At 64.0% G+C, this 25,505-nt stretch carries 26 protein-coding genes; 15 read left to right on the top strand and 11 right to left on the bottom strand.

Annotated features, from left to right (window positions below):
• Positions 1-87: 87 nt before the first annotated feature.
• The 5 genes from ACODS4_RS11685 to era are packed head-to-tail and all read left to right on the top strand — an operon-like array spanning position 88 to position 3,890.
• Complete coding sequence (locus ACODS4_RS11685) at positions 88-822, top strand: pyridoxine 5'-phosphate synthase (protein ID WP_488863763.1); 735 nt, start codon at positions 88-90, stop codon at positions 820-822.
• Entirely contained in the window at positions 819-1,304 is a 486-nt protein-coding gene (gene acpS, locus ACODS4_RS11680; RefSeq protein WP_488863761.1) for a holo-ACP synthase, read from the top strand. Before ACODS4_RS11685 ends, acpS begins: the two co-directional genes overlap by 4 nt.
• Complete coding sequence (lepB, locus tag ACODS4_RS11675) at positions 1,301-2,068, top strand: signal peptidase I (protein ID WP_488863759.1); 768 nt, start codon at positions 1,301-1,303, stop codon at positions 2,066-2,068. Before acpS ends, lepB begins: the two co-directional genes overlap by 4 nt.
• A complete protein-coding gene (gene rnc / locus ACODS4_RS11670; protein WP_488863757.1) occupies positions 2,069-2,827 on the top strand; it encodes a ribonuclease III in 759 nt (252 codons plus the stop codon).
• Entirely contained in the window at positions 2,820-3,890 is a 1,071-nt protein-coding gene (gene era / locus ACODS4_RS11665) for a GTPase Era (RefSeq protein WP_488863755.1), read from the top strand. Before rnc ends, era begins: the two co-directional genes overlap by 8 nt.
• 114 nt (positions 3,891-4,004) lie before the next feature.
• Here the strand turns inward: era and ACODS4_RS11660 are convergent, their stop codons facing one another.
• Together ACODS4_RS11660 and ACODS4_RS11655 are read right to left on the bottom strand one after the other, a co-directional pair.
• Complete coding sequence (locus tag ACODS4_RS11660; protein WP_488863753.1) at positions 4,005-4,388, bottom strand: hypothetical protein; 384 nt, start codon at positions 4,386-4,388, stop codon at positions 4,005-4,007.
• Between the two features lie 34 nt (positions 4,389-4,422).
• The gene (locus ACODS4_RS11655; protein WP_488863751.1) at positions 4,423-6,930 is read right to left on the bottom strand and encodes a sensor domain-containing protein; all 2,508 of its coding nucleotides are present in this window, start codon (positions 6,928-6,930) and stop codon (positions 4,423-4,425) included.
• 214 nt (positions 6,931-7,144) lie between these two features.
• On the opposite strand from ACODS4_RS11655, the gene recO reads away from it, so the two are divergent.
• From recO to ACODS4_RS11640, 3 genes are all read left to right on the top strand, one after another.
• Entirely contained in the window at positions 7,145-7,876 is a 732-nt protein-coding gene (recO, locus tag ACODS4_RS11650) for a DNA repair protein RecO (RefSeq protein WP_488863749.1), read from the top strand.
• 10 nt (positions 7,877-7,886) lie between these two features.
• Positions 7,887-10,112, top strand: coding sequence for a DNA topoisomerase IV subunit A (gene parC / locus ACODS4_RS11645; protein WP_488863747.1), 2,226 nt, complete (start codon positions 7,887-7,889; stop codon positions 10,110-10,112).
• Between the two features lie 413 nt (positions 10,113-10,525).
• Positions 10,526-11,623, top strand: coding sequence for a TRAP transporter substrate-binding protein (locus tag ACODS4_RS11640; protein ID WP_488863745.1), 1,098 nt, complete (start codon positions 10,526-10,528; stop codon positions 11,621-11,623).
• Positions 11,624-11,757: 134 nt separating this feature from the next.
• Here the strand turns inward: ACODS4_RS11640 and ACODS4_RS11635 are convergent, their stop codons facing one another.
• Positions 11,758-13,260, bottom strand: a complete 1,503-nt coding sequence (locus ACODS4_RS11635; RefSeq protein ID WP_488863981.1) for a TRAP transporter large permease — start codon at positions 13,258-13,260, stop codon at positions 11,758-11,760.
• A 19-nt stretch (positions 13,261-13,279) separates the two neighbouring features.
• Complete coding sequence (locus ACODS4_RS11630) at positions 13,280-13,810, bottom strand: TRAP transporter small permease subunit (RefSeq protein WP_488863743.1); 531 nt, start codon at positions 13,808-13,810, stop codon at positions 13,280-13,282.
• Between the two features lie 481 nt (positions 13,811-14,291).
• Between ACODS4_RS11630 and ACODS4_RS11625 the strand changes: the two genes are divergently transcribed.
• Positions 14,292-14,540: a hypothetical protein gene (locus ACODS4_RS11625; protein WP_488863741.1), complete on the top strand. Its 249-nt coding sequence runs from the start codon at positions 14,292-14,294 to the stop codon at positions 14,538-14,540.
• Here the strand turns inward: ACODS4_RS11625 and ACODS4_RS11620 are convergent.
• From ACODS4_RS11620 to ACODS4_RS11605, 4 genes are all read right to left on the bottom strand, one after another.
• A complete protein-coding gene (locus ACODS4_RS11620) occupies positions 14,537-15,286 on the bottom strand; it encodes an arginyltransferase (protein WP_488863739.1) in 750 nt (249 codons plus the stop codon). The two genes, ACODS4_RS11625 and ACODS4_RS11620, sit on opposite strands and share 4 nt — an antisense overlap.
• A 67-nt stretch (positions 15,287-15,353) precedes the next feature.
• Entirely contained in the window at positions 15,354-16,331 is a 978-nt protein-coding gene (locus ACODS4_RS11615; protein ID WP_488863737.1) for an alpha-E domain-containing protein, read from the bottom strand.
• Positions 16,328-17,716 (bottom strand): circularly permuted type 2 ATP-grasp protein, encoded by a 1,389-nt coding sequence (locus ACODS4_RS11610; protein ID WP_488863735.1) that lies wholly within the window; start codon positions 17,714-17,716, stop codon positions 16,328-16,330. The genes ACODS4_RS11615 and ACODS4_RS11610 overlap by 4 nt, the downstream gene beginning before the upstream one ends.
• A gap of 259 nt (positions 17,717-17,975) precedes the next feature.
• A complete protein-coding gene (locus ACODS4_RS11605) occupies positions 17,976-19,112 on the bottom strand; it encodes a flagellar motor protein MotB (RefSeq protein ID WP_488863733.1) in 1,137 nt (378 codons plus the stop codon).
• A gap of 211 nt (positions 19,113-19,323) precedes the next feature.
• On the opposite strand from ACODS4_RS11605, the gene ACODS4_RS11600 reads away from it, so the two are divergent.
• The gene (locus tag ACODS4_RS11600; protein ID WP_488863731.1) at positions 19,324-19,815 is read left to right on the top strand and encodes a flavin reductase family protein; all 492 of its coding nucleotides are present in this window, start codon (positions 19,324-19,326) and stop codon (positions 19,813-19,815) included.
• Between the two features lie 87 nt (positions 19,816-19,902).
• Positions 19,903-20,292 carry a GerW family sporulation protein gene (locus tag ACODS4_RS11595; protein WP_488863729.1) on the top strand — a complete coding sequence of 130 codons (390 nt, stop codon included), beginning with the start codon at positions 19,903-19,905 and terminating at the stop codon, positions 20,290-20,292.
• Here ACODS4_RS11595 and ACODS4_RS11590 read toward each other — a convergent pair.
• The 3 genes from ACODS4_RS11590 to ACODS4_RS11580 form a co-directional block, all read right to left on the bottom strand.
• Positions 20,273-20,557 carry a DUF1488 family protein gene (locus ACODS4_RS11590; protein ID WP_488863727.1) on the bottom strand — a complete coding sequence of 95 codons (285 nt, stop codon included), beginning with the start codon at positions 20,555-20,557 and terminating at the stop codon, positions 20,273-20,275. The two genes, ACODS4_RS11595 and ACODS4_RS11590, sit on opposite strands and share 20 nt — an antisense overlap.
• Before the next feature lie 18 nt (positions 20,558-20,575).
• On the bottom strand, positions 20,576-21,223 hold the full coding sequence (locus tag ACODS4_RS11585) for a DUF6134 family protein (RefSeq protein WP_488863725.1): 648 nt from the start codon (positions 21,221-21,223) through the stop codon (positions 20,576-20,578).
• 97 nt (positions 21,224-21,320) lie between these two features.
• The gene (locus ACODS4_RS11580) at positions 21,321-21,623 is read right to left on the bottom strand and encodes an SCP2 sterol-binding domain-containing protein (RefSeq protein WP_488863723.1); all 303 of its coding nucleotides are present in this window, start codon (positions 21,621-21,623) and stop codon (positions 21,321-21,323) included.
• 159 nt (positions 21,624-21,782) lie between these two features.
• Between ACODS4_RS11580 and ACODS4_RS11575 the strand changes: the two genes are divergently transcribed.
• The 4 genes from ACODS4_RS11575 to ACODS4_RS11560 all read left to right on the top strand — a co-directional run bounded on the left by ACODS4_RS11575 (position 21,783) and on the right by ACODS4_RS11560 (position 25,504).
• Positions 21,783-23,516 carry a long-chain-fatty-acid--CoA ligase gene (locus ACODS4_RS11575; protein ID WP_488863721.1) on the top strand — a complete coding sequence of 578 codons (1,734 nt, stop codon included), beginning with the start codon at positions 21,783-21,785 and terminating at the stop codon, positions 23,514-23,516.
• Between the two features lie 126 nt (positions 23,517-23,642).
• Complete coding sequence (locus ACODS4_RS11570; RefSeq protein ID WP_488863719.1) at positions 23,643-24,035, top strand: MerR family transcriptional regulator; 393 nt, start codon at positions 23,643-23,645, stop codon at positions 24,033-24,035.
• 136 nt (positions 24,036-24,171) lie between these two features.
• Positions 24,172-24,702, top strand: coding sequence for a thioesterase family protein (locus tag ACODS4_RS11565; protein WP_488863717.1), 531 nt, complete (start codon positions 24,172-24,174; stop codon positions 24,700-24,702).
• A gap of 52 nt (positions 24,703-24,754) precedes the next feature.
• Positions 24,755-25,504 (top strand): electron transfer flavoprotein subunit beta/FixA family protein, encoded by a 750-nt coding sequence (locus ACODS4_RS11560; protein ID WP_488863715.1) that lies wholly within the window; start codon positions 24,755-24,757, stop codon positions 25,502-25,504.
• The last annotated feature ends 1 nt before the right edge of the window (position 25,505 follow it).

The raw sequence follows: 25,505 nt of genomic DNA, 5'->3' as shown, positions 1-25,505 counted from the left end.
TCGGGCGTGACGCGACGCTCCGTCATCGCTATATAGACGGAATCGCCGCCGTTTCGGCGCGGTCCGGCGAGGTTTTGGAGTCCCGTGATGTCCCGTTTCCTGCGCCTTGGCGTGAACATCGACCATGTGGCCACCGTCCGCAACGCGCGTGGCGGGGCGCATCCCGATCCCGTGCGCGCGGCGCTGCTCGCCATCCAGGCCGGGGCCGACGGCGTCACCGCCCATCTGCGCGAAGACCGGCGCCACATCGTGGACCGCGACATCGAACGCCTGATGGCCGAGATCGACCGTCCGCTGAATTTTGAAATGGCGGCGACCGACGAGATGCTCGCCATCGCCCTGCGCCACACGCCGCACGCGGCCTGTCTGGTCCCGGAAAAACGCACCGAGGTGACGACCGAGGGCGGCCTGAACGTGGTTGGCGCGTTTGACGCGCTGACCCGTCCGATTGGCGCCCTGAACGACGCCGGGATTCGCGTGTCCTTGTTCATCGACCCCGAACCGGCGCAGCTCGACGCCGCCAAGGCGCTGGGCGCGCCGGTGGTCGAACTGCACACGGGGGCCTATTGCGACGCCGACGATCCGACGGAGCGCGCGCGCGAGCTGTCGCGCATCGTCCGCGCCGCCGCCCACGCCGAAGAGATCGGGCTGGAATGCCACGCCGGGCATGGGCTGACCTACGACACCGTCGGCCCGATCGCCGCCATTGCGACCATTCTTGAGCTGAACATCGGGCATTTCCTGGTGGGCGAGGCGATTTTCGGCGGGTTGGCCGACGCGATCCGCCGCATGCGCGCGGCGATGGACGCGGCGCGTCCATGACGGGATTCGGGGCGCCCCTGTCCGGTGTCATTTTGGGCATCGGCAACGATCTGATCGACATTCGGCGCATTGAAAAATCGCTGGAGCGTTTCGGCGCGCGCTTCATCGACCGGGTGTTCACCGACGTCGAGCAGGCGAAATCCGAACGCCGCGCCAGTTCCGCCGGGCGCCACAGCGCGCGGGCGTCGAGCTACGCCAAGCGTTTCGCCGCGAAGGAGGCCTGTTCCAAGGCGCTCGGCACCGGCTTTCGCGACGGCGTGTTCTGGCGCGACATGGGGGTGGTCAATCTGCCCTCCGGCCAGCCGACGATGCGCTTGACCGGCGGCGCTCTGGCCCGGTTGGAGTCGATGACCCCGCCCGGCATGCGCCCGCGCATCCATGTGACGCTGACCGACGAATACCCGATGGCCGAGGCCTTCGTCATCATCAGCGCCGAAAAGCTGCCCCCTTCCGCACCCACCGAAACGGCGACCCCAGCATGACTTTCCAGAAGCAGACGGCGTCCGACGCCAAGCCCAAGGACTCCAGCTTCGCCGAAACGGTGAAGACGGTGCTTTACGCCGTGCTGATCGCCTTTGGCGTGCGCACCTTCGCGTTCGAGCCGTTCAACATCCCGTCAGGGTCGATGATCCCGACCCTGCTGGTCGGCGACTATCTGTTCGTCTCGAAATTCTCCTACGGCTACAGCAAACACACCGTGGCGTTCGGCATGCCGCTGTTCGAGGGGCGCGTGCTGGGCGGCTTGCCGGAGCGCGGCGACGTGGCGGTGTTCAAACTGCCGCGCGACAACAAGACCGATTACATCAAGCGCGTCATCGGGTTGCCCGGCGACACCATCCAGATGATCGGCGGCGTCCTGCACATCAACGGCCAGCCGGTGAAGCGCGAGAAAATCGAGGATTTCGTCTCGAAGGACGCTCTGGGCCGCACCATCCACACCACCCAGTACAACGAGACTCTGCCCAATGGCCGGGTTCACCACATCATCGAGGAGTCGGACAACGGCCCGCTCGACAACACGCAACTGTACAAGGTGCCGGAGGGCCATCTGTTCATGATGGGCGACAACCGCGACAACTCGTTGGACAGCCGGGTGCCGGGGCAGGTCGGTTATGTGCCGGTGGAAAATCTGGTGGGCCGCGCTGAATTTCTGTTCTTCTCACTCGACGAAGGCGCTCGTTTCTTTGAGCTGTGGCGCTGGCCGGTCGATCTGCGTTTCAGCCGCCTGTTCAGCGGAGTCCGGTAATTGAGCGAACCGAACATAGTGGACGAGCACAACGGCGCCCTGGACATTGCGGCGCTGGCCCGTTCGCTGGGGCACGAGTTTAACGACGCCGACCTGTTGCAGGACGCCGTGACCCACCCCAGCTTGATGGGGCTGGAACGGACCTTGCGCGCCGGGCGCCGTCCAGGCAAAGGGCCGGGCATCGCCTATGAACGATTGGAGTTTCTGGGCGACCGCGTGGTCGGCCTGATCGTCGCGGAATGGCTGCTGGAACGTTACCCGGACGAGCGGGAAGGGGCGTTGGCCAAGCGGCACGCCGCGCTGGTCCGGCGGGAATCGCTGGGGCGGGTCGCCGACCGCATCGGGTTGGGCGCCTACTTGCGCATGTCCCCCGCCGAGGTGCACAGTGGTGGCCGGACCAACCGGACCATTTTGGGCGACGCGTGCGAGGCGGTGATCGGCGCGTTGTATCTCGACGCCGGACTGGAGGTCGCGACGCGCTTCGTGCGCGAGTCGCTGGCCGAACAGATTGAAAAACCGACTCCGCCGCCGCTCGATTCCAAGACGGCGTTGCAGGAATGGGCGCAAGGGCGCGGCAAGCCGTTGCCGCACTATGAACTGATCGAACAGAGCGGTCCGGCGCATGAGCCGGTGTTCGTCGTTGCGGTCCACGTCGAGGGAATGGAGACCGTCACCGGATCCGGCTCCTCCAAGCGTGTCGCGGAAAAGAAGGCGGCCAGCGCGTTGCTGAGCCAGGTGGGAGTGCAGGTCGATGACTGACGGTCGCGACGACATCGACAATGATTTCGATGATGAGTTCGAGGACGACGCGTTCGAGGGCGAAGGCGAGGACGGCGACGACGAGGACGATGGGGGTGACGAGGACGAGGAGGACGCCCGTCCGGGCGTGCCCATCGAATTGCCGCCGCTGGGCGCCATGCCGGAACACCCGCGTTGCGGCTTCGTCGCGCTGGTCGGCGCGCCCAACGCCGGGAAATCCACGCTGCTGAACGCGATGATCGGCAGCAAGGTGTCGATCGTCAGCCCAAAGGTGCAGACCACCCGCACCCGCGTTCTGGGCATCACCATCGTCGGCGACAGCCAACTGATTTTCGTCGACACGCCGGGCATCTTCAAGCCCAAGCGCCGGTTGGACCGGGCCATGGTCGCGGCGGCGTGGCAGGGGGCGGAGGACGCCGACGTCATCGGCGTGCTGTACGACGTCTCGCGCCGGGGCGTGGACGACGACACGCTGGGCATCGTCGCCCGCCTGAAGGAGCAGGGCCGCAAGGCGATCCTGATCCTGAACAAGATTGACCTGGTCAAGCGCGACGTCCTGCTGGGCATCGCCGACGCGTTCCAGCAATCGGGCGTTTTCACCGACACCTTCATGATTTCGGCCTCGACCGAGGATGGCGTCGCGCATCTGAAGGCGTTTCTGGCCGCTGGGTTGCCCGATGGGCCGTGGCATTTCCCGGAGGATCAAATCTCCGACATGCCGATGCGTCTGTTGGCGGCGGAGATCACGCGTGAGAAGCTGTTCCTTCAGCTTCATCAGGAGCTTCCCTATTCCGCCACGGTTGAAACCGAGGTGTGGGAGGAGTTCGACGACGGGTCGGTGAAGATCTCGCAGGTCATCTTCGTGCAGCGCGAAAGCCAGAAGGCCATCGTGCTGGGCAAGGGCGGTCAGCGCATCAAGTCGCTGGGGCAGTCGGCCCGCACCGAGTTGCAGAAGATGCTGGACCGCCGCGTGCACCTGATCCTGTTCGTCAAGGTGCGTGAAGGTTGGGTGGACGATCCCGAACGCTATTCGGCCTGGGGGCTGGATTTCGGGGCGTCGTAAGGGGCGTTGTTTGGGGGGGCTGAAACAAGCCTCCCCCCTGACGCGCTGGGGCGACTCCACAAGCCTTGCGGCGGGACCTTCAGCCCGTGGCGGGACGAAACAAGAGCGCGCGCTTCACCGCTGCATCAGGGCGCTTTCCTTGCCGCAGAGGAAAAACACCTTCTCGTATGTTTTGAGCAGCGCGTCGGTCAGCGCCTGAACCTGGGGGCTGCCCATGGCGCGCGGCTTGGCCGGGTCAACGTGGAGCACGCAACTGTTCTTCACGTCGTTGAAGGCGGCCAGCGCGTGGATGCGGTCGGGGCGGAATTCGTCGGGGAAATTCTCGTTCATCAACCAGAAGCACTGAAAGTTCCGGCAGGAGGGCGGGCGCTCCTCATACACGGCGCAGCCCTTGCCCTGGTCGCAGGACGCGCACCATTTGGCGGACGGCTTTTTCAGCTCCGGCACCCCCATCAATTTGCAGCACAGGGTGCATTCGCCGCAACTGCGGTCGGACATGGTGGCGTCTCCGGTCGATGATGGTGGATCTGGTTTAGGGAATAAGCGCCGCGCCCGGCGCGGCTTCGGCGAACAGCAACTGTTCGGCGACGTTGACCGGGGCAGGGCGGGCGAAATGGTAGCCTTGGGCGTATTTGCACATGATGTCGCTGAGATACCCGGCTTCCTCGGCGTTTTCCACCCCTTCGGCGATGGCGTCCATGTTGAGGATGGTGGCCAGCGTGGAAATGACATGAACGATGGCGGCGTTGCCCTGGCCGGATGTGATGGCCTGGACGAAGCTGCGGTCGATCTTCAGCGTGTCCACGGGAAAGCGGTGCAGATAGGCCAGAGACGAATAGCCGGTGCCGAAATCGTCAATCGACAGCCGCACGTCCATATCGCGGATTCGCCGCATCAAGGCCCCGCATTTTTCCGGATCCTCCATCAGCACGCTTTCCGTCAGTTCCAGTTTCAAACTGGAGGGCGGAATCGGAATCGCCGCCAGAAGATCGCCGACCACCTGAACCAGATCATCGTCGCGGAATTGGCGGGAGGAGACGTTGACGCTCATGAACAGCGGGGTCGGGCGGGGGAACCGCTCCTGCCAGACGCGCAACTGCCGCGTCGCCTCCTGCAAGGCCCAACGGCCCATCGGCACGATCAGGCCGGTTTCCTCGGCCAAGGGGATGAAGTCGTTCGGCGGCACCAACCCACGGTCGGGGTGGTTCCAGCGCATCAACGCCTCAAAGCCCGCGATCTGGCCGGTGCGCAGCGAAACGATGGGCTGATAATAAAGACAAAGCTGCTCCTGCTCCAAGGCTGTCCGCAAATCGGCCTCGGTGCGCATCATCGCCATGGCTTGACGGCGCAGATGGCTGTCGAAGACGTCGATCCGCGCCCGCCCGCCGGTCTTGGCCCGGTACATGGCGAGGCTGGCGTCGCGCAGCATGTCTTCGGCCCGGTCATAGCCCGTGGCGCTCAAGGCGACGCCGATGGAGGCGGTGAGCACCACGTCATGCCCCTCCAGCGTCACCGGGCGGGAAATCGCCTGGGCCATGCGTTCGGCGGCGCCCAGCGCGTCGCCGACGTCGTCGATTTCGTCGAGCAGAACGGCGAACTCATCGGCGGACAGGCGGGCCAGCGTGTCGCCGACGCGGCGGCTGTTGTCCAGGCGTTTGGCGATGATCTTCAAAACCCGGTCGCCGGTGGCGCTGCCCAGCGCGTCGTTGATCGCCTTGAAACGGTCCAGATCGATCAAAACGGCGGCGAATTGCCGGACGCCCGCCCGCCGGTTGCGGTCCAGCGCTTGGCCGATGCGGTCAAGCAGCAGGGTCCGGTTGGGCAGGCCGGTCATGCCGTCGTGGAAGGCGTCGAACAGCAATTGCTGTTCGGCCTTTTTGCGGGCGGTGATGTCGGTCATCGATCCCGCCATGCGGACGGCGCAACCCTTGTCGTCGCGCACCGCCAAACCACGCGCCAGCATCCAGGATTCGCCGCCGTCGGAGCGCTTGATGCGGAACTCGTGCTGAAGATGGTTGCGCTCGCCGGTCAGATGCAGGTTGACGGCGGTGCGCAGCCCTTCCAGATCGCCAGGGACCACACGGCTGAACCATTCGGTGATGGTGCTGGCGACCTCCGGCTCGTCCAACCCCAGCATGGCTTTCCAGCGCGGCGAGTAATAAACCTCGCCGCTGTCGATGTTCCAATCCCACAGCCCATCGGCCGCCCCGGCGGCGGCCAGGGCGTAGCGCTCCTCGCTCTGGCGCAGGCGCTGTTCGGCGGTCTTGCGGTCGGTGATGTCGGATTGGCTGCCGACCAACCGAACAGGCTTCCCCATCGGGTCGAGCGCGGCGATGCCCCGGCAGGCGAACCAGCGGGTTTCGCCGTTGGCGTCGCGCATGCGGTATTCGACCTGGAACGCGCCGTCCTCGCTGCCGTCCAGCGCGGCGAGCGCGCGGGTCAAGGTCGGGCGGTCGGCGGGGTGGACGCGGTCCAGCCATTCCTCTGGACGGTCGGTCAGATCGCTGGCGGACAGCCCAAGCAGCGAGGCCCAGCGCGGGGCGTAATAGACCCTGTTGGCGACCAGATCCCAGTCATACAACCCATCATTGCTGGCCGCCGCCGCCAGGGCGTAACGCTCCTCGCTTTTGCGCAGGGCCTGTTCGGCGATTTTGCGGTCGGTGATGTCGGCGACGGAGCCGACCAGCCGGATCGGTTCGCCAAGGCTGTCCATCACGGCCATGCCCCGACAGACCAGCCACCGCCATTCGATGGCCCCACCGTCGGCGCCGACGTCGGCGCGGCGGACGCGGTGTTCGATCTGGAAGGGGATCGCCAGACCGACCATTTGGGCTTCAAAGGACGCGTTCAGCCATTCGACGTCATCGGCATGCACCAACGACAGCCAGTCGCGGGGCCGGTTGACGTCACTGGACGGCAGGCCAAGAAACCCCTTGAAGCGGGGGGAGAGATACAGCGTGTCCGTCCGCAGATCCCAATCCCACACACCTTCGGATCCGGCCTTTTCCGCCAGAAGATATCGGTCGATGTTGCTGCCCAAGACCCCCTTTTTAGACCTCCATGCTGGCGTTTGGGGAAAGTCCCCCGGCCCGAGCGATCAACACAACGTCGGTGCGGCCACGTCAGTTTAATGTTTGTATCGTGAACGAGCAATCAAGAGGGGGTTCGGGTAGACCCGAAGCTGAGAAAAGTCAAGTTCTTGCCGACAAAGGCGGTCTGGCGGCGACGTCTTCGTCCTGATAGAGCTTAAAGCTATGGAATGGGATGACCAAGGAATCCTTTTGGCGACGCGTCCACATGGGGAAGGGGCGGTGGTGGCGACACTGTTGACCCGCAACCATGGGCGGCATTCTGGGCTGGTCGCGGGCGCGCGGTCATCCCGTTTGCGCGGCGCGCTGGAGCCGGGAACTTTGCTGTCGGCGCGCTGGCGTGGGCGGTTGGCCGAGCATCTGGGGCATTTCACGCTGGAGCCGGTGAAGGGTTACGCCGCGTTGTTCTTTGACGCGGCGGCGCGCTTGGCCGCCCTGTCCAGCGCCTGCGCTTTGGTGGATTCGGCGCTGGCCGATCACGAACCGCATCCGGCGCTGTTCGACGGTCTGCTGGCGCTGTTCGATCTGCTCGACGGTTCGGCCTGGGCCGAATCCTATGTGCGGTGGGAGGTCGGACTGCTGGCGGAGCTTGGATTCGGCCTGGATCTCGACCGCTGCGCCGTGTCGGGGGCGAACGACTATCTGGCCTATGTCAGCCCGCGCACCGGGCGGGCCGTCACCGCGTCGGTTGGCGAACCCTACCGCGACCGGCTGTTGCCGTTGCCCGATTTCCTGGCCGGGCGGGGCGGCGGCGGTCCGGCGGAGGTGATGAGCGGCCTGAAACTGACCGGCCATTTCCTGGAACGCTGCCTCCACAACGGCTCCTTGCCGCCCGCCCGCGTCCGCTTGCGGGAACGTTACGCGAACGCGGTGGCGCGCGGCGATCAGATCGGTTAGACAAGGCCCCATGAAGCCGCAAGACCCTGCTCTCGATATCCTCGAAAAGCCGCTGGCCGACGCTCTCGGCGAGCGGTATCTCAGCTACGCGCTGTCCACCATCATGTCCCGCTCGCTGCCCGACGTGCGCGACGGGCTGAAGCCGGTGCACCGCCGTCTCATGTTCGCCATGAGCCAGCTTCGGTTGGAGCCGACGACTCCGCCCAAGAAATGCGCCCGCGTCGTCGGCGACGTGATCGGCAAATTCCACCCGCACGGCGACACCTCGGTCTATGACGCGCTGGTCCGCTTGGCGCAGGATTTCGCCGTGCGCTACCCGTTGATCGACGGGCAGGGCAATTTCGGCAACATCGACGGCGACAACGCGGCGGCCATGCGGTACACCGAGGCCCGCCTGACCGAGGTCGCCAAGGCGCTGCTGGACGGCATCGACGAGGACGCGGTCGATTTCCGTCCGACCTACGACGGCGACGGCGACGAACCGGCGGTGCTGCCCGCCAATTTCCCCAATCTGTTGGCCAACGGGTCGAGCGGCATCGCCGTCGGCATGGCCACCAACATTCCGCCGCACAATGTCGGCGAAATCTGCGACGCGCTGAAACACCTCATCAAACACCGCGACGCCCCCATCGACACGCTGGTCGGCTTCATGCCCGGCCCGGATTTTCCCACCGGCGGCGTGATGGTCGAATCGCGCGCGAGCGTGGTGGAATCCTACCGCACCGGGCGCGGGTCCTTCCGGCTGCGCGCCCGCTGGACGGTCGAAAAGCTGCCGCAAGGGACGTGGCAGATCGTCGTCACCGAGATGCCCTATCAGGTGCCCAAGGCCCGGCTGGTGGAGAAGGTCGCCGAGCTTCTGACCGCCAAGAAGCTGATTTTGCTGGACGACATCCGCGACGAATCGGCGGAGGACGTGCGGCTGGTTCTGGTGCCGAAAAGCCGGAACGTCGATCCCGAGGTTCTGATGGCCTCGCTGTTCCAGGCGACGGACCTGGAGATTCGCTTCTCGCTGAACATGAACGTGCTGGGCGCCGATCATGTGCCGCGCGTGATGAATCTGCGCGAGGTCTTGCAAGCCTTCCTGGATCACCGGCTCGAGGTTCTGGTCCGCCGCTCCCGCCACCGTCTGGCGCAGATCGACCATCGGCTGGAGATCCTCGGCGGGTATCTGATCGCCTACCTCAATCTGGACGAGGTGATCCGCATCATCCGGGAAGAGGATGAGCCGAAACAGGATCTGATGCGGGTCTTCAGCCTGACCGACGTGCAGGCCGACGCCATCCTCAACATGCGGCTGCGCAATTTGCGCAAGCTGGAGGAGATGGAGATCCGGCGCGAGCATGACGCGCTGACCACGGAAAAGAACGGCCTGACCGAGCTGTTGGGCGACGAAGCGCTGCGCTGGAGGCGCATCGCCGACGGCGTGGCCGAGATCAAAAAGAAGTTTGGCGGCGGCGCGCTGGGCAAGCGGCGCACCGACATCGCCGACGCCCCCGCCCTGATCGACGTTCCGCTGGAAGCGATGGTGGAGCGCGAGCCGGTGACGGTGATTTGCTCCAAGATGGGTTGGATCCGCACCGTGCGGGGCCATCTGACCGACGCCGACCAAGAGGATGTGAAGTACAAGGACGGCGATTCGCGGGGCTTCGTCATCCCCTGCGAAACCACGGACAAGCTTCTGGTCTTCGCCAGCAACGGGAAATTCTTCACGTTGGGGGTGGACAAGCTGCCGCGTGGCCGGGGCTTTGGCGAGCCGGTGCGGCTGATGATCGATCTGGGCAACGACGTCGACATCGTCGATCTGTTCCGTCACCAGCCGGGCCGCAAGCTGCTGGTCGCGTCCGACGACGGGCGCGGTTTCCAGGTGGAGGAGGGCGAGGTTCTGGCCCAAACCCGCAGCGGCAAGCAGGTTCTCAATCTGGAAGACGGCCGAAGCGCCCGCATTTGCCACCCGTTGACCGGCGACCATCTGGCGGTGATCGGCAACAACCGGAAATTGGTGATTTTTCCGTTGGTCCAGGTGCCGGTGATGACGCGGGGCAAGGGCGTCCAGTTGCAAAAATACAAAGACGCCAGCATCGCCGACGTGAAGAGCTTCGCCCTGGCCGACGGTTTGACCTGGAGGCACGGCGAACGGGTGTTCACCGTCACCGATCTGACCGGCTGGCTGGACGACCGCGCCGGGGTGGGGAAAATGCCGCCAAACGGCTTTCCCAAGCAGAACCGCTTCACCTGAGCGGACTTCTAAGTGATTACACGTATCGGCGCGGGCCTTGCCCCGCGCCGATAAACCTCTGAAATAATACGCGCAATTGCGCTTCGGCCTTGATCCGAACCGTTGGCTTCCTGCATAATCCGTTCAGCAAAAAGAAAGCTGGGACGGATCGACCGCAAGGTCGGCGGCAGGCCCGGACGGAGGGAGGAACGCATGACCGCCGATGGTCCGTGTGGATGGTGGGGCGCCGTGTCTGGGCGCGCGCCGACTGCGGCTGTCGGCCTTGCGCTGTCCGTGACTGCCGAGCGTGCATCTCAAATTTTCCCGCTTTCCCTGCTCGTCCTGACGCACCGTTCCGATGTTCGGCGCGGGCGCGACGGGGTTCAGACACGCTTCAAGAACCCGAAACAGAGAATGAACAAGGGAGCTTCTTCATGAAACGCCGCGCTTTTCTGACCTCCGCCGGTGTGGGCGTCGCCGCCAGCACGTTGGCGGCCCCGGCCATCGCGCAGACCAACCCTGAAATCAAATGGCGTTGCGCCTCCAGCTTTCCCAAGAGCCTGGACACCATTTATGGCGGCGCCGAGTTCGTCGCCAAACGCGTCGCGGAATTGACCGACGGCAAGTTCCAAATCCGCGTGTTCGCCGGCGGCGAAATCGTTCCGGCGCTCCAGGTTCTGGACGCGGTGAAGGACAACACCATCGAGTGCGGCCACACCGTTTCCTACTATTACGTCGGCAAGGATCCGACCTTCGCCTTTGACTCGGCGATGCCCTTCGGCCTGAACGCCCGCCAACAGAACGCGTGGATGCGTCATGGCGGCGGTCTGGAGCTGATGCGGGAGTTTTTCGCCGGTTACAACATCGTCCAATTCTCGGCGGGCAACACCGGCACCCAGATGGGCGGCTGGTTCCGCAAGGAAATCAAGACGGTCGAGGATCTGAAGGGCCTGAAGTTCCGCATCGGCGGCTACGCGGGCACGATCATGGCCAAGCTGGGCGTCGTTCCGCAGCAGATCGGCGGCGGCGACATTTACCCGGCCCTGGAAAAGGGCACCATCGACGGCGCCGAGTGGGTTGGCCCCTACGACGACGAAAAGCTGGGCTTCAACAAGGTCGCCAAATATTACTATTATCCGGGCTGGTGGGAAGGCGGGCCGCAAGTCTCCTTCCTCACCAACAAGGCCCAGTATGAGGCGCTGCCCAAGCAGTACAAGATCGCCCTGGAAACGGCCTGCGCCGAAGCGACCTTGGACATGATCGGCAAGTACGACGTCCAGAACATGCACGCGTTGAAGAGCCTCGTCGCGTCGGGCACGCAACTGCGCCCCTACCCGAACGAAGTCATGCAGGCTTGCTACCAGGCCGCCATCGAGACCTATGAGGCGGAAGCCGCCAAGAACGAGAAGTTCAAGAAGGTCTATGAGCAGTGGCGGAAGTTCCGCGAGGACGAATATCTGTGGTTCCGCGTCGCGGAATACAGCTTCGACCGCTTCGTCTACGCCGCGCCGCCCTTGGCCTCCAAGAAGTAAGCGCGACGTTTCGCGACACGAAGAAGGCTCCGCGCAAGCGGGGCCTTTTTTGTCGCCTGCTTTTTTGGAAACACGGCGCAAAAGAAAAGGGGCCGGAAAATCCAGCCCCTTGTCCGCGTTGCGCTTGAAGCGTCTTACTTCTGCTGAAGCTGCTTCATGATGTCGTTCGCCGAATCGTCGTTCTGGTTGCCGAAGGGCGGGGCGACGTCGTTGTTTTCAAAGGCGGGGATTTCGATTTTCACCTTGTCCAAATCAATCTTCGGGCCACGGTCCAGCCCAGCTTCGATCAGGCTGGGGAACGTGATGACCAGGACCACCATGATGACTTGGATGATGACGAAGGGAACCGCGCCCCAATAGATCTGTCCGGTGGTGATCTTGGCGATCGTCTTGCCGGTGATCTTGTCCAGATAATCGGCTTTTGGCGCCACGCTGCGCAGATAGAACAGCGCGAAACCAAAGGGCGGATGCATGAAGCTGGTTTGCATGTTGACGCCCAGCAACACGCCGAACCAGATCAGATCAATGCCCAGCTTGTCGGCCACCGGCCCCAGCAGCGGGACGATGATGAAGGCCAACTCGAAGAAATCGAGGAAGAAGGCCAGCACGAAGACCAAAATATTGCAGACGATCAGGAAGCCCAACTGGCCGCCCGGCAGGCCGGTCAACAGATGCTCGACCCACAAATCGCCGTTCACCGCGCGGAACACCAGACCGAAGACGGTGGAGCCGATCAGGATGAAGACGACGAAGGTCGACAGCTTGGCCGTGGTGTCCATCGCCTGACGCAGCAGCGACATGCTCAACTGCCGCTTGGCCAGCGCCAACAGGATCGCGCCCGACGCGCCCATGGCGCCGCCCTCGGTCGGGGTGGCGATGCCCAGGAAGATGGTGCCGAGAACCAGGAAGATCAGGAACAGCGGCGGCACCAGCGTGGTGCAAACCCGCAGCAACAGTTTAAAACCACGAAGGCTGCGGGCTTCCGGCGGCAGGGCCGGGGCGGCTTCGGGGCGGACCATGGTGACAAGGAACACGTAACCGGCGTAGAGCAGGGTCAACACCAGACCGGGGATCATGGCGCCGGCGTACATGTCGCCGACCGATTTGCCCAACTGGTCGGCCAACACGATCAGCACCAGCGAGGGCGGGATGATCTGGGCCAAGGTGCCGGACGCGGCGATGACGCCGGTCGCCAGACGGCGATCATAGCCGTAGCGGAGCATGATGGGCAGCGAGATCAGGCCCATCGAGATGACCGACGCCGCCACCACGCCGGTGGTCGCCGCCAGCAGCGCGCCGACGAAGATCACCGCATAGGCCAGACCGCCGCGCAACGGCCCGAACAACTGCCCGATGGTGTCGAGCAGATCCTCGGCCATGCCGGATCGCTCCAGAATCAAGCCCATGAAAGTGAAAAAGGGAATGGCGAGCAGCGTGTCGTTGCGCATGATGCCGAACACGCGTTCGGGCAAGGCTTGCGCCAACGCCGGGGTCAGCAGCCCCAATTCGATGCCGATAAAGCCGAAGAACAAGCCGTTGGCGGCCAGCGCGAACGCGACCGGAAAGCCCATCAGAAGAAAGCCGATCAGGGCCGCGAACATCAGCGGCGCCATGTTGGCGGCGACAAACTCTGCCATCATGATGAATTCCGCTCCCTTACGAGTGGCCGTGCATCTTCTCGCCCGGCTCGTCGATCAGACCAGCCAGGAAAGCGATGCGCTTGATGAGTTCGGACACCCCTTGGGCGGTCAGCAGAAAGAAGCCGATCGGGATCAGGAGCTTGGCGGGCCAACGGATCAGGCCGCCCGCGTCGCTGGACATCTCGTTGGTCAGGAAGCTGTCTTTGGCCATCGGCCAGGACAAAATCATGATGATGAGCGCCATCGGGAACAGGAAGGCGATGATTCCGAAAATGTCGACCATCGCCTGCGTACGTTTGGAAAAACGGCCCAAGACAATGTCGATGCGGATGTGTTCATTCCGCAGGAAGGTGTAGCCTGAACACAGCAGGAAAATTGCCGAGAACAGGTACCATTGCAATTCCAGCCAAGCGTTGGAGCTGTTGTTGAAGGCGTAGCGCACGACCGCGTTGCCGGAACTGACGACGACGGCGACCAGCACCAGCCAATAAACAAGCTTGCCGACGCCGGTGTTTATGGCGTCGATCAGCCCGCTGAGTTTGAGCATGGCTCTCAACGGATCAACCTCCCCTGTTGCAGAGACGCGGTTTTCGCCGGTCCCTTTTGCTTTTGTTCATGCCATAGGAACGCGTCGAACGGCGGTCCACCACGCCCTGAGAATACACAAAATCGTTTGATTTCGCAGGACTATTCCCTTCCGAACCAACCATACGCAAGGGCTACGAAGGAGCTACGTAGAATCACGTAGATTGGAGTTTGGACGCGCGGCCATCGCGCTTTGCCAGATCTCGCATTCTGCGATGCAAATTGGAAATGAGCCGGGCGCTTTTAGCGTGATTTTTAAGCGCTTTCGGGCTGGGGTTGGGAGAGGGCGTTGCAAACTCTGAACGTTTTTCGATCGTTCTTGCTTTTTGGATGATGGAACAAAATTTGCTGATGACGGCGGATGCGCGCGGTCTCGGTCGCGTTGGGCAACGTCGCTGAACAAGCGCTTGGTTGCGGCGTTCTGGAAAGGAAATGGCCATGTCTTGGCTGACGAACGCATCGGTGAAGAGCTGGAGCAGGGGGCCGCGACCAACGAAATCTCGCGCAGCGTTCAGGAAGCGGCCCGTGGCACACAGGATGTGTCAGGCAGCATCGGCCAAGTGACCCAGGCGGCGGGCGAAGCCGGCAGCGCCGCCGGGCAAGTGTTGGGCGCGGCGGGCGAGCTGTCGCGCCAAGCGGAAACGCTGCGTCACGACGTCGAGAGTTTCCTGGCGAGCATCAAAGCGGCTTAAGGCGGAACGGGGGCGGGCGTCGTCTCGGGCAAACGGCGCCACCCCGTGGCCCCCAGCGCTTCCAACGGATGGAAGCGCGCCTTGTAAGCCATTTTGCGACTGTCGGCGATGTAGTAGCCAAGATAGACATAGGGCAAGCTGGCTTGGCGCGCCCGCTCGATCAAACCCAAAATCATGTGGGTGCCAAGGCTGCGACGGTCCTGCGCGGCGTCGTAAAAGCTGTAGACGGCGGAATAGCCGTCGGCCAGCCGGTCGGTCAGCATGCAGCCGACCAGACGCCCGTCGGCGTCGCGCGCCTCCAACAGCCCGGTGTCGGCCCGCCCTTCGTCCACCATGGCGACGAAATCGCCCATCGCCATGCGCGCCATGTCGGATTCGCCGTGGCGCGAGTTCTGATATTGACTAAACAGGCGAAATTGTTCGGAGGTGGCGTAGGCCGGTCGCTCGGCCATCGTCACGTCCTGGTTCAACGCCACCACCCGCCGTTGCGACCGGCTGGGCGTGAATTGGTTGACCGGCACGCGAACGGGCGTGCAGGCCTGACAGTTCGGGCAGACCGGGCGGTATACGATGTCGTGGCTGCGGCGGAACCCGGCGCGCGACAGGGTGGAGTTCACCTCGCTGGCGTAGGGGCCGATCAGACGGGTGAACAGCTTGCGTTCGACACGGCCCGGCAGATAGGGGCAGGGCATCGGCCCCGACCGGAAGAATTGCTGCAAAGGGCGTTGCGGTTGAATGACCGACATGCGAACCGTGGGACCAGAAAGCGGAGGCGACCGATGGGGGCGGAGGCCGAAGCCCCCGCCATCCAGCTTACTGCGACTGGGCTTCAACAGCCACAGGCGCTTCCATCCCAAAGAAGGCTTGCGCGATTTCCGTGGTCAGAAGATTGAGCTGAAGCTGGGTCCAGTCCAGATACTCATGAAGACCCTGGCGCAACACCGCCTCGATCGGGCGGGAGAGCAGGGCGGCCAGCAACTCGTCCACCCGTTCCATCGCCTGCGCCCCGCCGCGCAACTCGTAGCGGGAGCGCAACCGGGTCAGCACGCCGTCGATCTGGCGGACGCACATGACCACCGAACGCGGGAAGCCTTCGTTGTACAGCATGAAACCGGCCACCGTGGTCGGCGACATGCCGCGCGGGTAGACCCGGCGGAAGGCGTGGTAGCCAGCGGTCGAGCGCAGCACGGTCGTCCATTGGCTGACGTCCAGCGTCGAACCGACCTCCACCGGGGAGGGCAGCAGGGTGTGATACTTGATGTCGAGCAGGCGGGTGGTTTGGTCCGCCCGTTCGATGTATTTCCCCATCTGGTAAAAATACCAGCCCTGGTCGCGGTAGAAGGTGCCCTCGGTGATGCCGGTGTGGGTCTGGCACTCTTCCTTGATCCAGGTGCAGACCTTGGACAGGTTTTGCGAGGCCACATCCTTGGCCGACATGTCCAGCAGCTTGTTGTGGAACACGTTGATCTGCGTCCACATCTCGGTCGAGATCCAGGGCCGCAGGGCGCGGGCGTTTTCCCGCGCGATCCGCAGCATGGAGAGCAGCGAGTTCGAGTTTTGGGCGTCGAACATGTAGTAGTGAATCACCGATTCGGCCGTCGGGCGGTCGTAACGGCTGAAAAAGTCCTTCTCGTCCGCGTTGAGCTGGACGATGGAGAACCAGTTGGTCGCCCCCCGCGTGTCGCGCGAGAAGGTTTCATGCACATCCAGGATGCGAGCGAGATTCTCGGCCCGCTCCATATAGCGGGCCATCCAGAAAATACACTCGGCGTATCGGGCGAGCAGGTTCATGCCGCACCACCTTCCAGAACCCACGTGTCCTTCGAGCCACCGCCCTGGGACGAGTTGACGATCAGCGTGCCTTTCTTCAGCGCCACGCGCGACAAGCCGCCGGGGAGAACCCAGGTGTTCTTGGCGGTGATGGCGAAGGGCCGCAAATCAACGTGGCGCGGTTCGATGCCGTCGTCGGTCACGGTCGGGCAGACCGACAGATCGACGACCGGCTGGCTGATGTAGTTGGACGGATCGGCCAGCAGCTTGGCCCGGCAATCGTCCAGTTCGGCCTTGCTGGCGCGCGGGCCGATGGTGATGCCGTAACCGCCCGCTTCGCCCACCGGCTTGACCACCAGCTCGGCCAGATGGTCCAGCGTGTATTGCAGGGCGTCGGGTTCGCGGCAGATGCGGGTGTCGACGTTGGGGATGATCGGTTCCTGATCCAGATAATATTTAATCATCCGGGGAACGTAGCAATAGACCGCCTTGTCGTCGGCGACGCCGGTGCCAATGGCGTTGGCCAGCGCGACGTTGCCCTTGCGGTAGGCGTCGAGAATGCCGGGAACGCCCAGCAGGCTGTCCGGGTTGAAGGCGCGCGGGTCGAGGAACGCGTCGTCGAGACGGCGGTAGATCGAATGCACGGGGGCCAGACCGTTGGTCGTCTTCATATAGACGCGGTCGTTTTCCACCACCAGATCGCGGCCTTCGACCAGCGGCACGCCCATTTCGCGCGCCAGGAAGATGTGCTCGAAATAGGCGGAGTTGTAGGTGCCGGGCGACAGCAGAACCACCTGGGGATCGTCCACCCCGGCCGGCGCGATTTCCATCATCGCGTCGAGCAGCTTGTGCCCGTAATTGTCCACCGGGCGGATGCCGATGTCCTGCACCAGATCGGGGAACACCCGCTGCATCATGTGGCGGTTTTCCACCACATAGGACACGCCGGACGGAACGCGGCCATTGTCCTCCAGCACCCGGAAGGTTCCGAAGCGGTCGCGCACCAGATCGGTGCCCATGATGTGAATGTAGGTGTTGAACGGAACGTCCAGCCCGATCATCTGGGGGCGGAAATTGTGGTTTCCCTCCACCAGATCGCGCGGGATGATCCCGTCCTTCAGGATCTTCTGATCGTGGTAGATGTCGTGCAGGAACAGGTTCAGCGCGGTGACGCGCTGGGTCACGCCCGCTTCCAGATGCGTCCATTCCTTCGCGGAGATCACGCGCGGGATGATGTCGAACGGCAGAATCCGGTCAACCGCGTCCTTTTCGGAATAAACGATGAAGGTGATGCCGAGGTTGTAAAGCTCCCTTTCCACATCCTGCGCGCGGCGGCGCAGTTCATCGAAATCAAGACCCGACAATCTCTGCCGTATCAGCGCCGTGTGTTCGGCCGGCAAGTCCATGCTTCCGAACAGTTCGTCGAAATACAGGCCAGGATTATAGGATGACAAAAGGTCAGATGGTTTGCCCTCGGGTACGCTCACAGACTCCCCCGCGCTTATCTCGGACCGATCATCGCCGACCGGACGGCATCGTTCCGGCGGCATCACGTTGTCTGGGAAGTATGACCCATCGTCGCGCGCTTTGAACAGGGGCAAACGCGCGGAATCAGGGCGCGACGCGGTGCAGGGATGCGATTTTTGATTGGCTGTTGGAAGTGTTTCAGCGCTTTGGCGCCGGTGCGGGCGCCGCTTTGGTCGCGGGTGGGGCGCCAGGGGCGGTGGGCGCCAGGGTTTCGCGCAGCAACACCATGCTGACCCGGCGGTTGCGCGGGCTGCCTGGTTGATCGGGAACCAGCGGGTCACGGTCCGCCTTGCCGACGACGTCCTGGATCCGCTTTTCGTCAATGCCGCCCGCAGTGAGCGCCCGGCGGGTGGCGTTGGCCCGTTCGCTGGACAGATCCCAATTGTCGCGGCCCGCCCCGGCGGCGAACGGCGTGCCGTCGGTGTGGCCGCTGATCGACAGCTTGTTGGGCAGCTTCGCCAGCGCCTTGGCCACCTGCTGCACCAACTGACGGGTCTGCGGGTACATCTGACCGGAACCGCCGGGGAACATCGACACGCGGTCTTGATCGACGATCTGGATGCGCAGCCCCTCCGGGGTCTGGTCGATCATCAGATTTTGCGCCAGCGGTTCAAGCTCCGGCACCGATTGGATGGCTTGGCGGATTTCGGTGGCGGCCTGCTGGAACTGGCGGGCTTCCTTCTGGGCGTCCTGGAGTTTCTCTCCGGCTTCCTTCACCCGCTCGGCGAAATCGGACAGCCGCTCGCCGGGCTTTTGGCCGGGAACGCCCAATTGCTTGGCCATTTCCTCCATTCGGCGCTGATAGTCGGCGCGCGACTCGTTGCTCTTTTGATCGGCGGGGCTGGCGTTGGCGTCCGCGCCGGGGCGGCCAGGGCCGGTTCCCGCGCCGGGACCAGCGGTGGCCTCGGTCGGGTCGGCGGCGTCTTCGGTTTCCTGCGACGAATAGCCCGGCGGGCCGGACACCGGCACGTCGGCGGACATCGGGGAGGAGGGGGAGATCTGGGCGCCCGGCACGGTGATGGTTTTGCCGCCCAGCATCCCGCCGGATCCCGATTGTTCCCGGCTGACCGACACCGGCGAGAAATAATCGGCGATGCCCTTGCGCTGGTCGGACGTGGTGACGTTCAGCAGCCACAGCAACAAAAAGAACGCCATCATCGCGGTCACGAAGTCGGCGTAGGCCACCTTCCACGCGCCGCCATGGGCGCCCGCGTGTCCGGCCTTCTTCTTTTTGATGATGATCGGGCGTTCGCCGTCGGCTGGGTTCGCGCTCATGCTGTCCATGTGAAGGCGGCGCGACGCGGATCGCCCGGCGTCGCGCCAGCGCGCGGCCACGTGCCGCTGATGAAAGGCCGCTGGTGGAAGCTGCCCCAGCTTCCTTAAAATCCTTTTAACGCTTTTCGATCCGGGGGAGAAGCCCTTGCGCCCACCGCAACGGTGGGTTAATGGCAAAGGATCGCCGTCTCGCCGTCACTCACAGGCCGTCATGACCTCCACACCGCCGCTTGATCCCCGCGCCTTCCGCAGCGCGCTGGGCTGTTTCGCCACCGGCATCGCCGTCATCACGACTTTGACGCCGGATGGGGCGCCGGTCGGCGTGACGGTGAACTCCTTCTCCTCGGTGTCGCTCGATCCGCCGCTGGTGCAGTTTTGTTTGGGGCGCACGGCGGCGACCTTCGCCGCCTTTTCCGCCGCGCCGTCCTTCGTGGTCAACATTCTGGCCGCCGATCAGGGCGATCTGTCGGGCCGTTTCTCGCGCCGCGATCTGGACGACCGCTGGAGCGGCGTCGCGATGGAGCTTTCGGAAAACGGCGTTCCGGTCTTGAGCGGCTGTCTGGCCAGTCTTGAATGCGACCGCGAACATCTGCTGGACGGCGGCGATCACGTCATCGTTCTGGGCCGCGTCCGCCGTCTGGCGTCGCGCGAGGATGGCGCGCCGTTGCTGTATTTCCGGGGCGGTTACGCGCAAATCGCTTGATTGACGTTCTTTTTCGGCTTCCGGTTGCCGGATTGCCCGTGTCTGCTCCTCCATGCTAATCTTTCGCAGCGCAGCATGGAGGGGGCGATGAACCCGTTTTTGTGCATGACCGATCCGACGGTGGATCTGATGAAGGCCACCTCGGAAGAGTTCGAGAAAATTTTGTCCAAGGGCGCGGTCGGCAAGCCGCTGACCATCGGCGATTACACCATTGTCCCGCTGCTCATCACCAGCTTCGGCATCGGAACCGGCGGCGGCAGCTTTCTTGGCGAATCGTTGGGCGGCGGCGGGGGCGGCGGGGTGATTCCCTGCGCGGTGCTGGTCATCGGCCCGGACGGGGTGGAGTTGAAAACGCTGCCGCACGAAACCACCGGCCCGGCGCATCAATCCATCGCGCAAATGGTGTCCGACGCCACCAACACCTACAAGCGGACGCTCCCAAGCGGCGGAACGGTCGTCAGCTCGCCGCCCGCGTGACGTCGCGCGCGGTCAGGTGGATGTTGGCGTCGGGGTCGAGCGCGCGGTCGAGGATGCGCAACTCCGCCGCGCGGTCGAAGACTTGGCGGTTCATGCAGACCTGCTGAACCGCCTCGTCCGGTTGTGGGCGATGGCCGATGAAGCTTTGCAGGACGCGGCGGGTGAGGAAGACGCGGCCCTGATACTCCCCGACCTCCACCGCGAACTCGACGGCGTCGGCCTCCTCGTTCCAAATTGGATCGTCGGGGAACAGGAAGATCGGCATCGCGCCCTCAAGGAAAACTCACTTCAGGACGTAGGTGATATCATAGCCGCTGCGTTTGAAGCGGGTTTTCAGCAGGGTGCCGTCGGCGGCGTACCACAGATCGCGCTCCACATCGCCTTCGATCCGGTGATGCTGGGCTTCGACCTTGCGGCCCCCGGCCTCGATGGTTTCGGCGCCCAGCGCCTTTGACGTCACGGCGTATGGAGCGCCGTCGATCAGCGAGAACAGCGGCGCGCGCTTGAGCACTTCCGAGGTCCACAGGGTCAGCGGCAGGGCGCTGGCGGGCAGGTCGGACGGCTTGCCGTCGGCGGTCAGGGTGTAACCGCCGCCTTTCCTGGTCAGTTCCAGGGCGTGCGGCGTGCCGTCGTCGTCGGTCGTCGCCTTCATCGATTCCAGCGTCGAGCCTTTCCACAGCTCTTCCCGCTTGTGGTCGTAGCGGAAGTTGATGAACAGCACCTTGACCCGTGTGGAGGCCGTGACCGTCACCTTGTTGCGGTCGCCCTGCGGCTCCAGCTTCACCTCTTCGCTGCCGATGGGATCGTCGCCCATCAGGATGCTGTAGGTCAGGGTGCGCGGCGCGCTGGCGGCGTTGGCGGCGGACGGCAGGCCCGCCAGCGGCGACAGCAAAAGCGTGGCCGCCAGCGTGGCGCGGAGCGTGTTGGACATGATGCGGTTTCCTCCCCAATGTGATGAATGACGCGGCGACTCGACTCTGGCGGTCGGTTTGGTTGGGCGGTCGGTTTGATTTGGCGGTCGGCTTGGCTTATTCGTCGAGCAGTTGGGCCAGCTTCATGGCGATGCCCATCGACCCTTCGACCTTCAGCTTGCCCATGGTGAAGGCCAGCATCGGGTTGAGTTTGCCGTTGATGAGCTTGGCCAGATTGTCCGGCGAAATGCGGATCGTGCAGTCGGCGTCTTGATCGTCCTGGGTGATGGCGATCGGGTTGCTGCGGGCGTCGAGATGGATGATCTCCCCGTCCTTGCCCAAAACGAAGCGAACCGAGGCGTTCAGGCTGCGCAGCGTCGTGGAGCGGGCGCGCATTTCGCTCAAGATGTCCTCGACCATGAATGCAGTCTCCAAAGATTGTTCGTGCAACGGCTCTTGACAGTAAGCCTGAGTTACGTTTACGTCAACGTCATAACGAATAGGTTCCGGACGGCCGACGGGAACACCGGCGCGGCGACGATCCAGGAACGCGCCAATCGCGAAGGGGAGCGAAACCGAATGTCCGACACGCTTGCGCACACCGGCCGCTTGACCGGCGTTCCGTCCCCGTCCGAACAGCGGCCCTGGCTGGCGCATTATCCCGAAAACATCGCGTGGGATCAGAGCTTCGCGCCGACGCCCTTGCACCAATTGTTCGAGGACGCGGCGAAGCGCTACGCCGACCGTCCGTGCTTGGATTTCATGGGGCGCCGCTACAGCTACGCGGAGGTTCTGGATCTGGTGAACCGGGCGGCGCGCGGCTTTCAGGACATGGGGGTGGGGCCGGGGATCCGCGTCGGCCTGTGTCTGCCCAACTCGCCGACCTACGTCATTTCCTTCTTCGGCGTTCTGAAGGCGGGCGGCACGGTGGTGAACTACAACCCGCTCTATGTCGAGCGGGAGTTGGAGCACCAGATCGAGGATTCGCAGACCGACATCATGGTCACGCTCGACATGAAGCAGATTTACCCGCGCGTCGCCCTGATGCTGGAGCGGACCCGGTTGAAGCGCGTCGTCGTGTGCCGGATGCCGACCATTCTGCCCAAGGTGAAGGGCGTGCTGTTCCGCGTGCTCAAGCGCAGCGAGGTGTCGGCCATCCCGCAGGACGCCAAACACGTCGATTTCGACGCGATGCTCAACAACGACGGCGCGCTGCGCCCGGTGGCGATCGACCCGACGCGCGACGTCGCGGTGCTGCAATACACCGGCGGCACCACCGGCGTGCCGAAGGGGGCGATGCTGACCCATCACAACCTGTTGGCCAACGCCAGGCAGGTGATGGCCTGGTTTCCGGGCATGGCGCTGGGCCAGGAACGGATGCTGGCGGTGCTGCCCTTCTTCCACGTCTTCGCCATGACCGTGGTCTTGAATTTGGGGCTGGCGGCGGGCGCCGAGCTGATTATGCTGCCGCGTTTCGAGACCGAGCAGGTCTTGAAAACCATCGCCAAGCGCAAGCCGACGCTCGTTCCCGGCGTGCCGACCATGTACAAGGCGCTGCTGTCGCACCCGCAGGTTGGGCGTTACGCCTTGAACTCCATCCGCTATTGCATTTCCGGCGGCGCGCCGCTGCCGATGGAGCTGAAACGCCAGTGGGAACAGGCGACCGGCTGCGTTCTGGTGGAGGGCTACGGCCTGTCGGAAGCCTCCCCGGTCTGCGCCGCCAACCCGCTGGTCGGGGTGAACAAGGAAGGCTCCATCGGCCTGCCGTTGCCCGGAATCACCATTCAGATTCGCGGCCTGGACGACCCGTCGCAGGTGCTGGGCGCTGGCGAGAGGGGGCAGGTCGCCATCGCCGGACCCAACGTCATGGCGGGCTATTGGGGGCGGGAGGAGGAAAGCGCGCGGACCATCGTCGACGGCTTCCTGTTCACCGGCGACGTCGGCGCGATGGACGAGGATGGTTACGTCTTCCTGCTCGACCGCTTGAAGGATCTCATCATTTGCAGCGGTTACAACGTGTACCCGCGCATGATCGAGGAAGCGATCTACCAGCATCCCGACGTCGTCGCCGCCTGCGTCATCGGCCTGCCCGATGACTACCGGGGGCAGACGCCGAAGGCCTTCGTCCAATTGGCGCCGGGCGCGAGCCTGACGGCGGACGGGTTGAAGGATTTCCTGCGGGACAAAATTTCGCGCATCGAAATGCCCTCGGCCATCGAATTTCGCGACGAATTGCCGAAAACCGCCGTCGGCAAGCTGTCGAAGAAGGAGCTGGTGGCGGAGGCGTTGGCGGCGCCGAAGGCGGCGGGATGACCCGAAGTCAGTTCGTTGACGGAGACGTAAAGGGAAGCCTTATCATGGCGCCGTCCCTGTGCTATGTCCCGCGCGTCGGGCATGGCGCGTCCGGCATGACGGATGCGAACAAAGGTTATCCCAGGGATGGAACAGCTCTACACGGTCAATCAGCTCGCGGAAGAGTTGGGCATCACGCCGCGCGCTCTGCGTTTTTACGAGGTCAAGGGGTTGCTGGCGCCGAATCGCGTCGGCAACAACCGGGTCTACACCAAGCGTGACCGCGCCCGGCTGAAGCTGATTTTGCGCGGTAAGCGTCTGGGTTTTTCCTTGGCGGAAATCCGCGAATATCTCGACCTCTACAACGTCGATGGCGGTGTGGAGCAGCAGCGGAACCTGTTGAAGCGGGTTCAAAAGCGTCTGAAGGACCTCGCGCAGCAGCGTGAAGATCTGGAAGCGACGGTTTACGAGTTGAAAGAGATCGAGTCGCAGGTGTCCACCACCCTGTCGGAGCGTGGCTCCGGCAAAAAGGACGCCTGAGCCGGACGGCATCCGACGCCGCCCCGGCGCCAACCGACACCGGGGAGGAACAGAGCATGATGGTGCGGACGACACCGGCGCGACGCCGCGCGGCGCGCCGGAACACCGGCGGGGAACGGACCGACGGGGGACGGGGATGAACCTGATCTTCCGTCTGTTCGGCGTGATCCTGCGCGCCCTGGCCGCCGTGTGGCGGGGGCGGGGAATTGGGTTTCTGGAAAGCTCGACCCTGCGCTTTCGCGTTTGGCCGACCGATCTCGACCTGAACATGCACATGACCAACGCCCGCTATTTCAGCCTGATGGATTTGGGCCGGACGGATCTGATGATCCGGGTGGGGTTGGGCAAGGCCATCCTGAAGAACCGCTGGCAGCCGGTGTTGGGCGCGGCGAACATCCGTTTCCGCCGCTCGTTGAAACCGTTCCAGCGTTTCACCCTGGTCAGCCGCGTGCTGTGCTGGGACGACAAATATATTTTCATGGAACACCGGCTGGAAACGGCCAGCGGAACCGCCGCGTTGGCGGTGGTGCAGGGGGCCTTCGTCACGCGCGGCGCCGTCGTGCCGCCGTTGGAGGTGCTGGCCGCGTTGGGCGTCGATGGCCCGTCGCCGCCGATGCCCGACGCGGTCGCCGCCTGGCGTGGACAGCCGCTGTCCGCCGCCGTCTGAACTCTCCCCATTTTCGCAAATCAAAGTCCTGAACGCCGAGGAGGCCGTCACCATGAAGGTTCTGGTGCCCGTGAAGCGGGTTGTCGATTACAACGTCAAGATCCGCGTCAAGGCGGACGGCGGCGGCGTCGAAACCGCCAACGTGAAGATGAGCATGAACCCCTTCGACGAAATCGCCGTCGAAGAGGCCGTTCGTCTGAAGGAAGCCGGGAAGGCGACCGAAATCATCGCCGTGTCGGTCGGCCCCGCCACCGCCCAGGAAACCTTGCGCACCGCGCTGGCCATGGGCGCGGACCGCGCCATTCTGGTCCAGACCGACGCGGAAACCCAACCGCTGGGCGTCGCCAAAGTGCTGAAGGCGCTGGTCGATCGGGAAGGCCCGACGCTGGTCATCCTCGGCAAGCAGGCCATCGACGATGATTGCAACCAGACCGGCCAGATGCTGGCGGCGCTGCTGGGTTGGGGCCAGGGCACCTTCGCCTCGAAGATCGTTCCCGGCGAGGGCGTCGTCGCCGTCACCCGCGAGATCGACGGCGGTCTGGAAACGGTGAACCTCAAGCTTCCGGCCATCGTCACCGCCGATCTGCGCCTGAACGAGCCGCGCTACGCGTCGCTGCCCAACATCATGAAGGCGAAGAAGAAACCGCTGGAAACCGTCACGCCGGACGCCTTGGGCGTGGACGTGACGCCCCGGCTGACCACGCTGAAGGTGGTGGAACCGGCCAAGCGCAGCGCCGGCGTGAAGGTGGCCGACGTGGCCGCCCTGGTTGACAAGTTGAAGAACGAAGCGCGGGTGATCTGAC

Source organism: Azospirillum sp. FG154, assembly GCF_057809575.1.
This window is presented reverse-complemented; position numbering and strand designations above follow the sequence as displayed.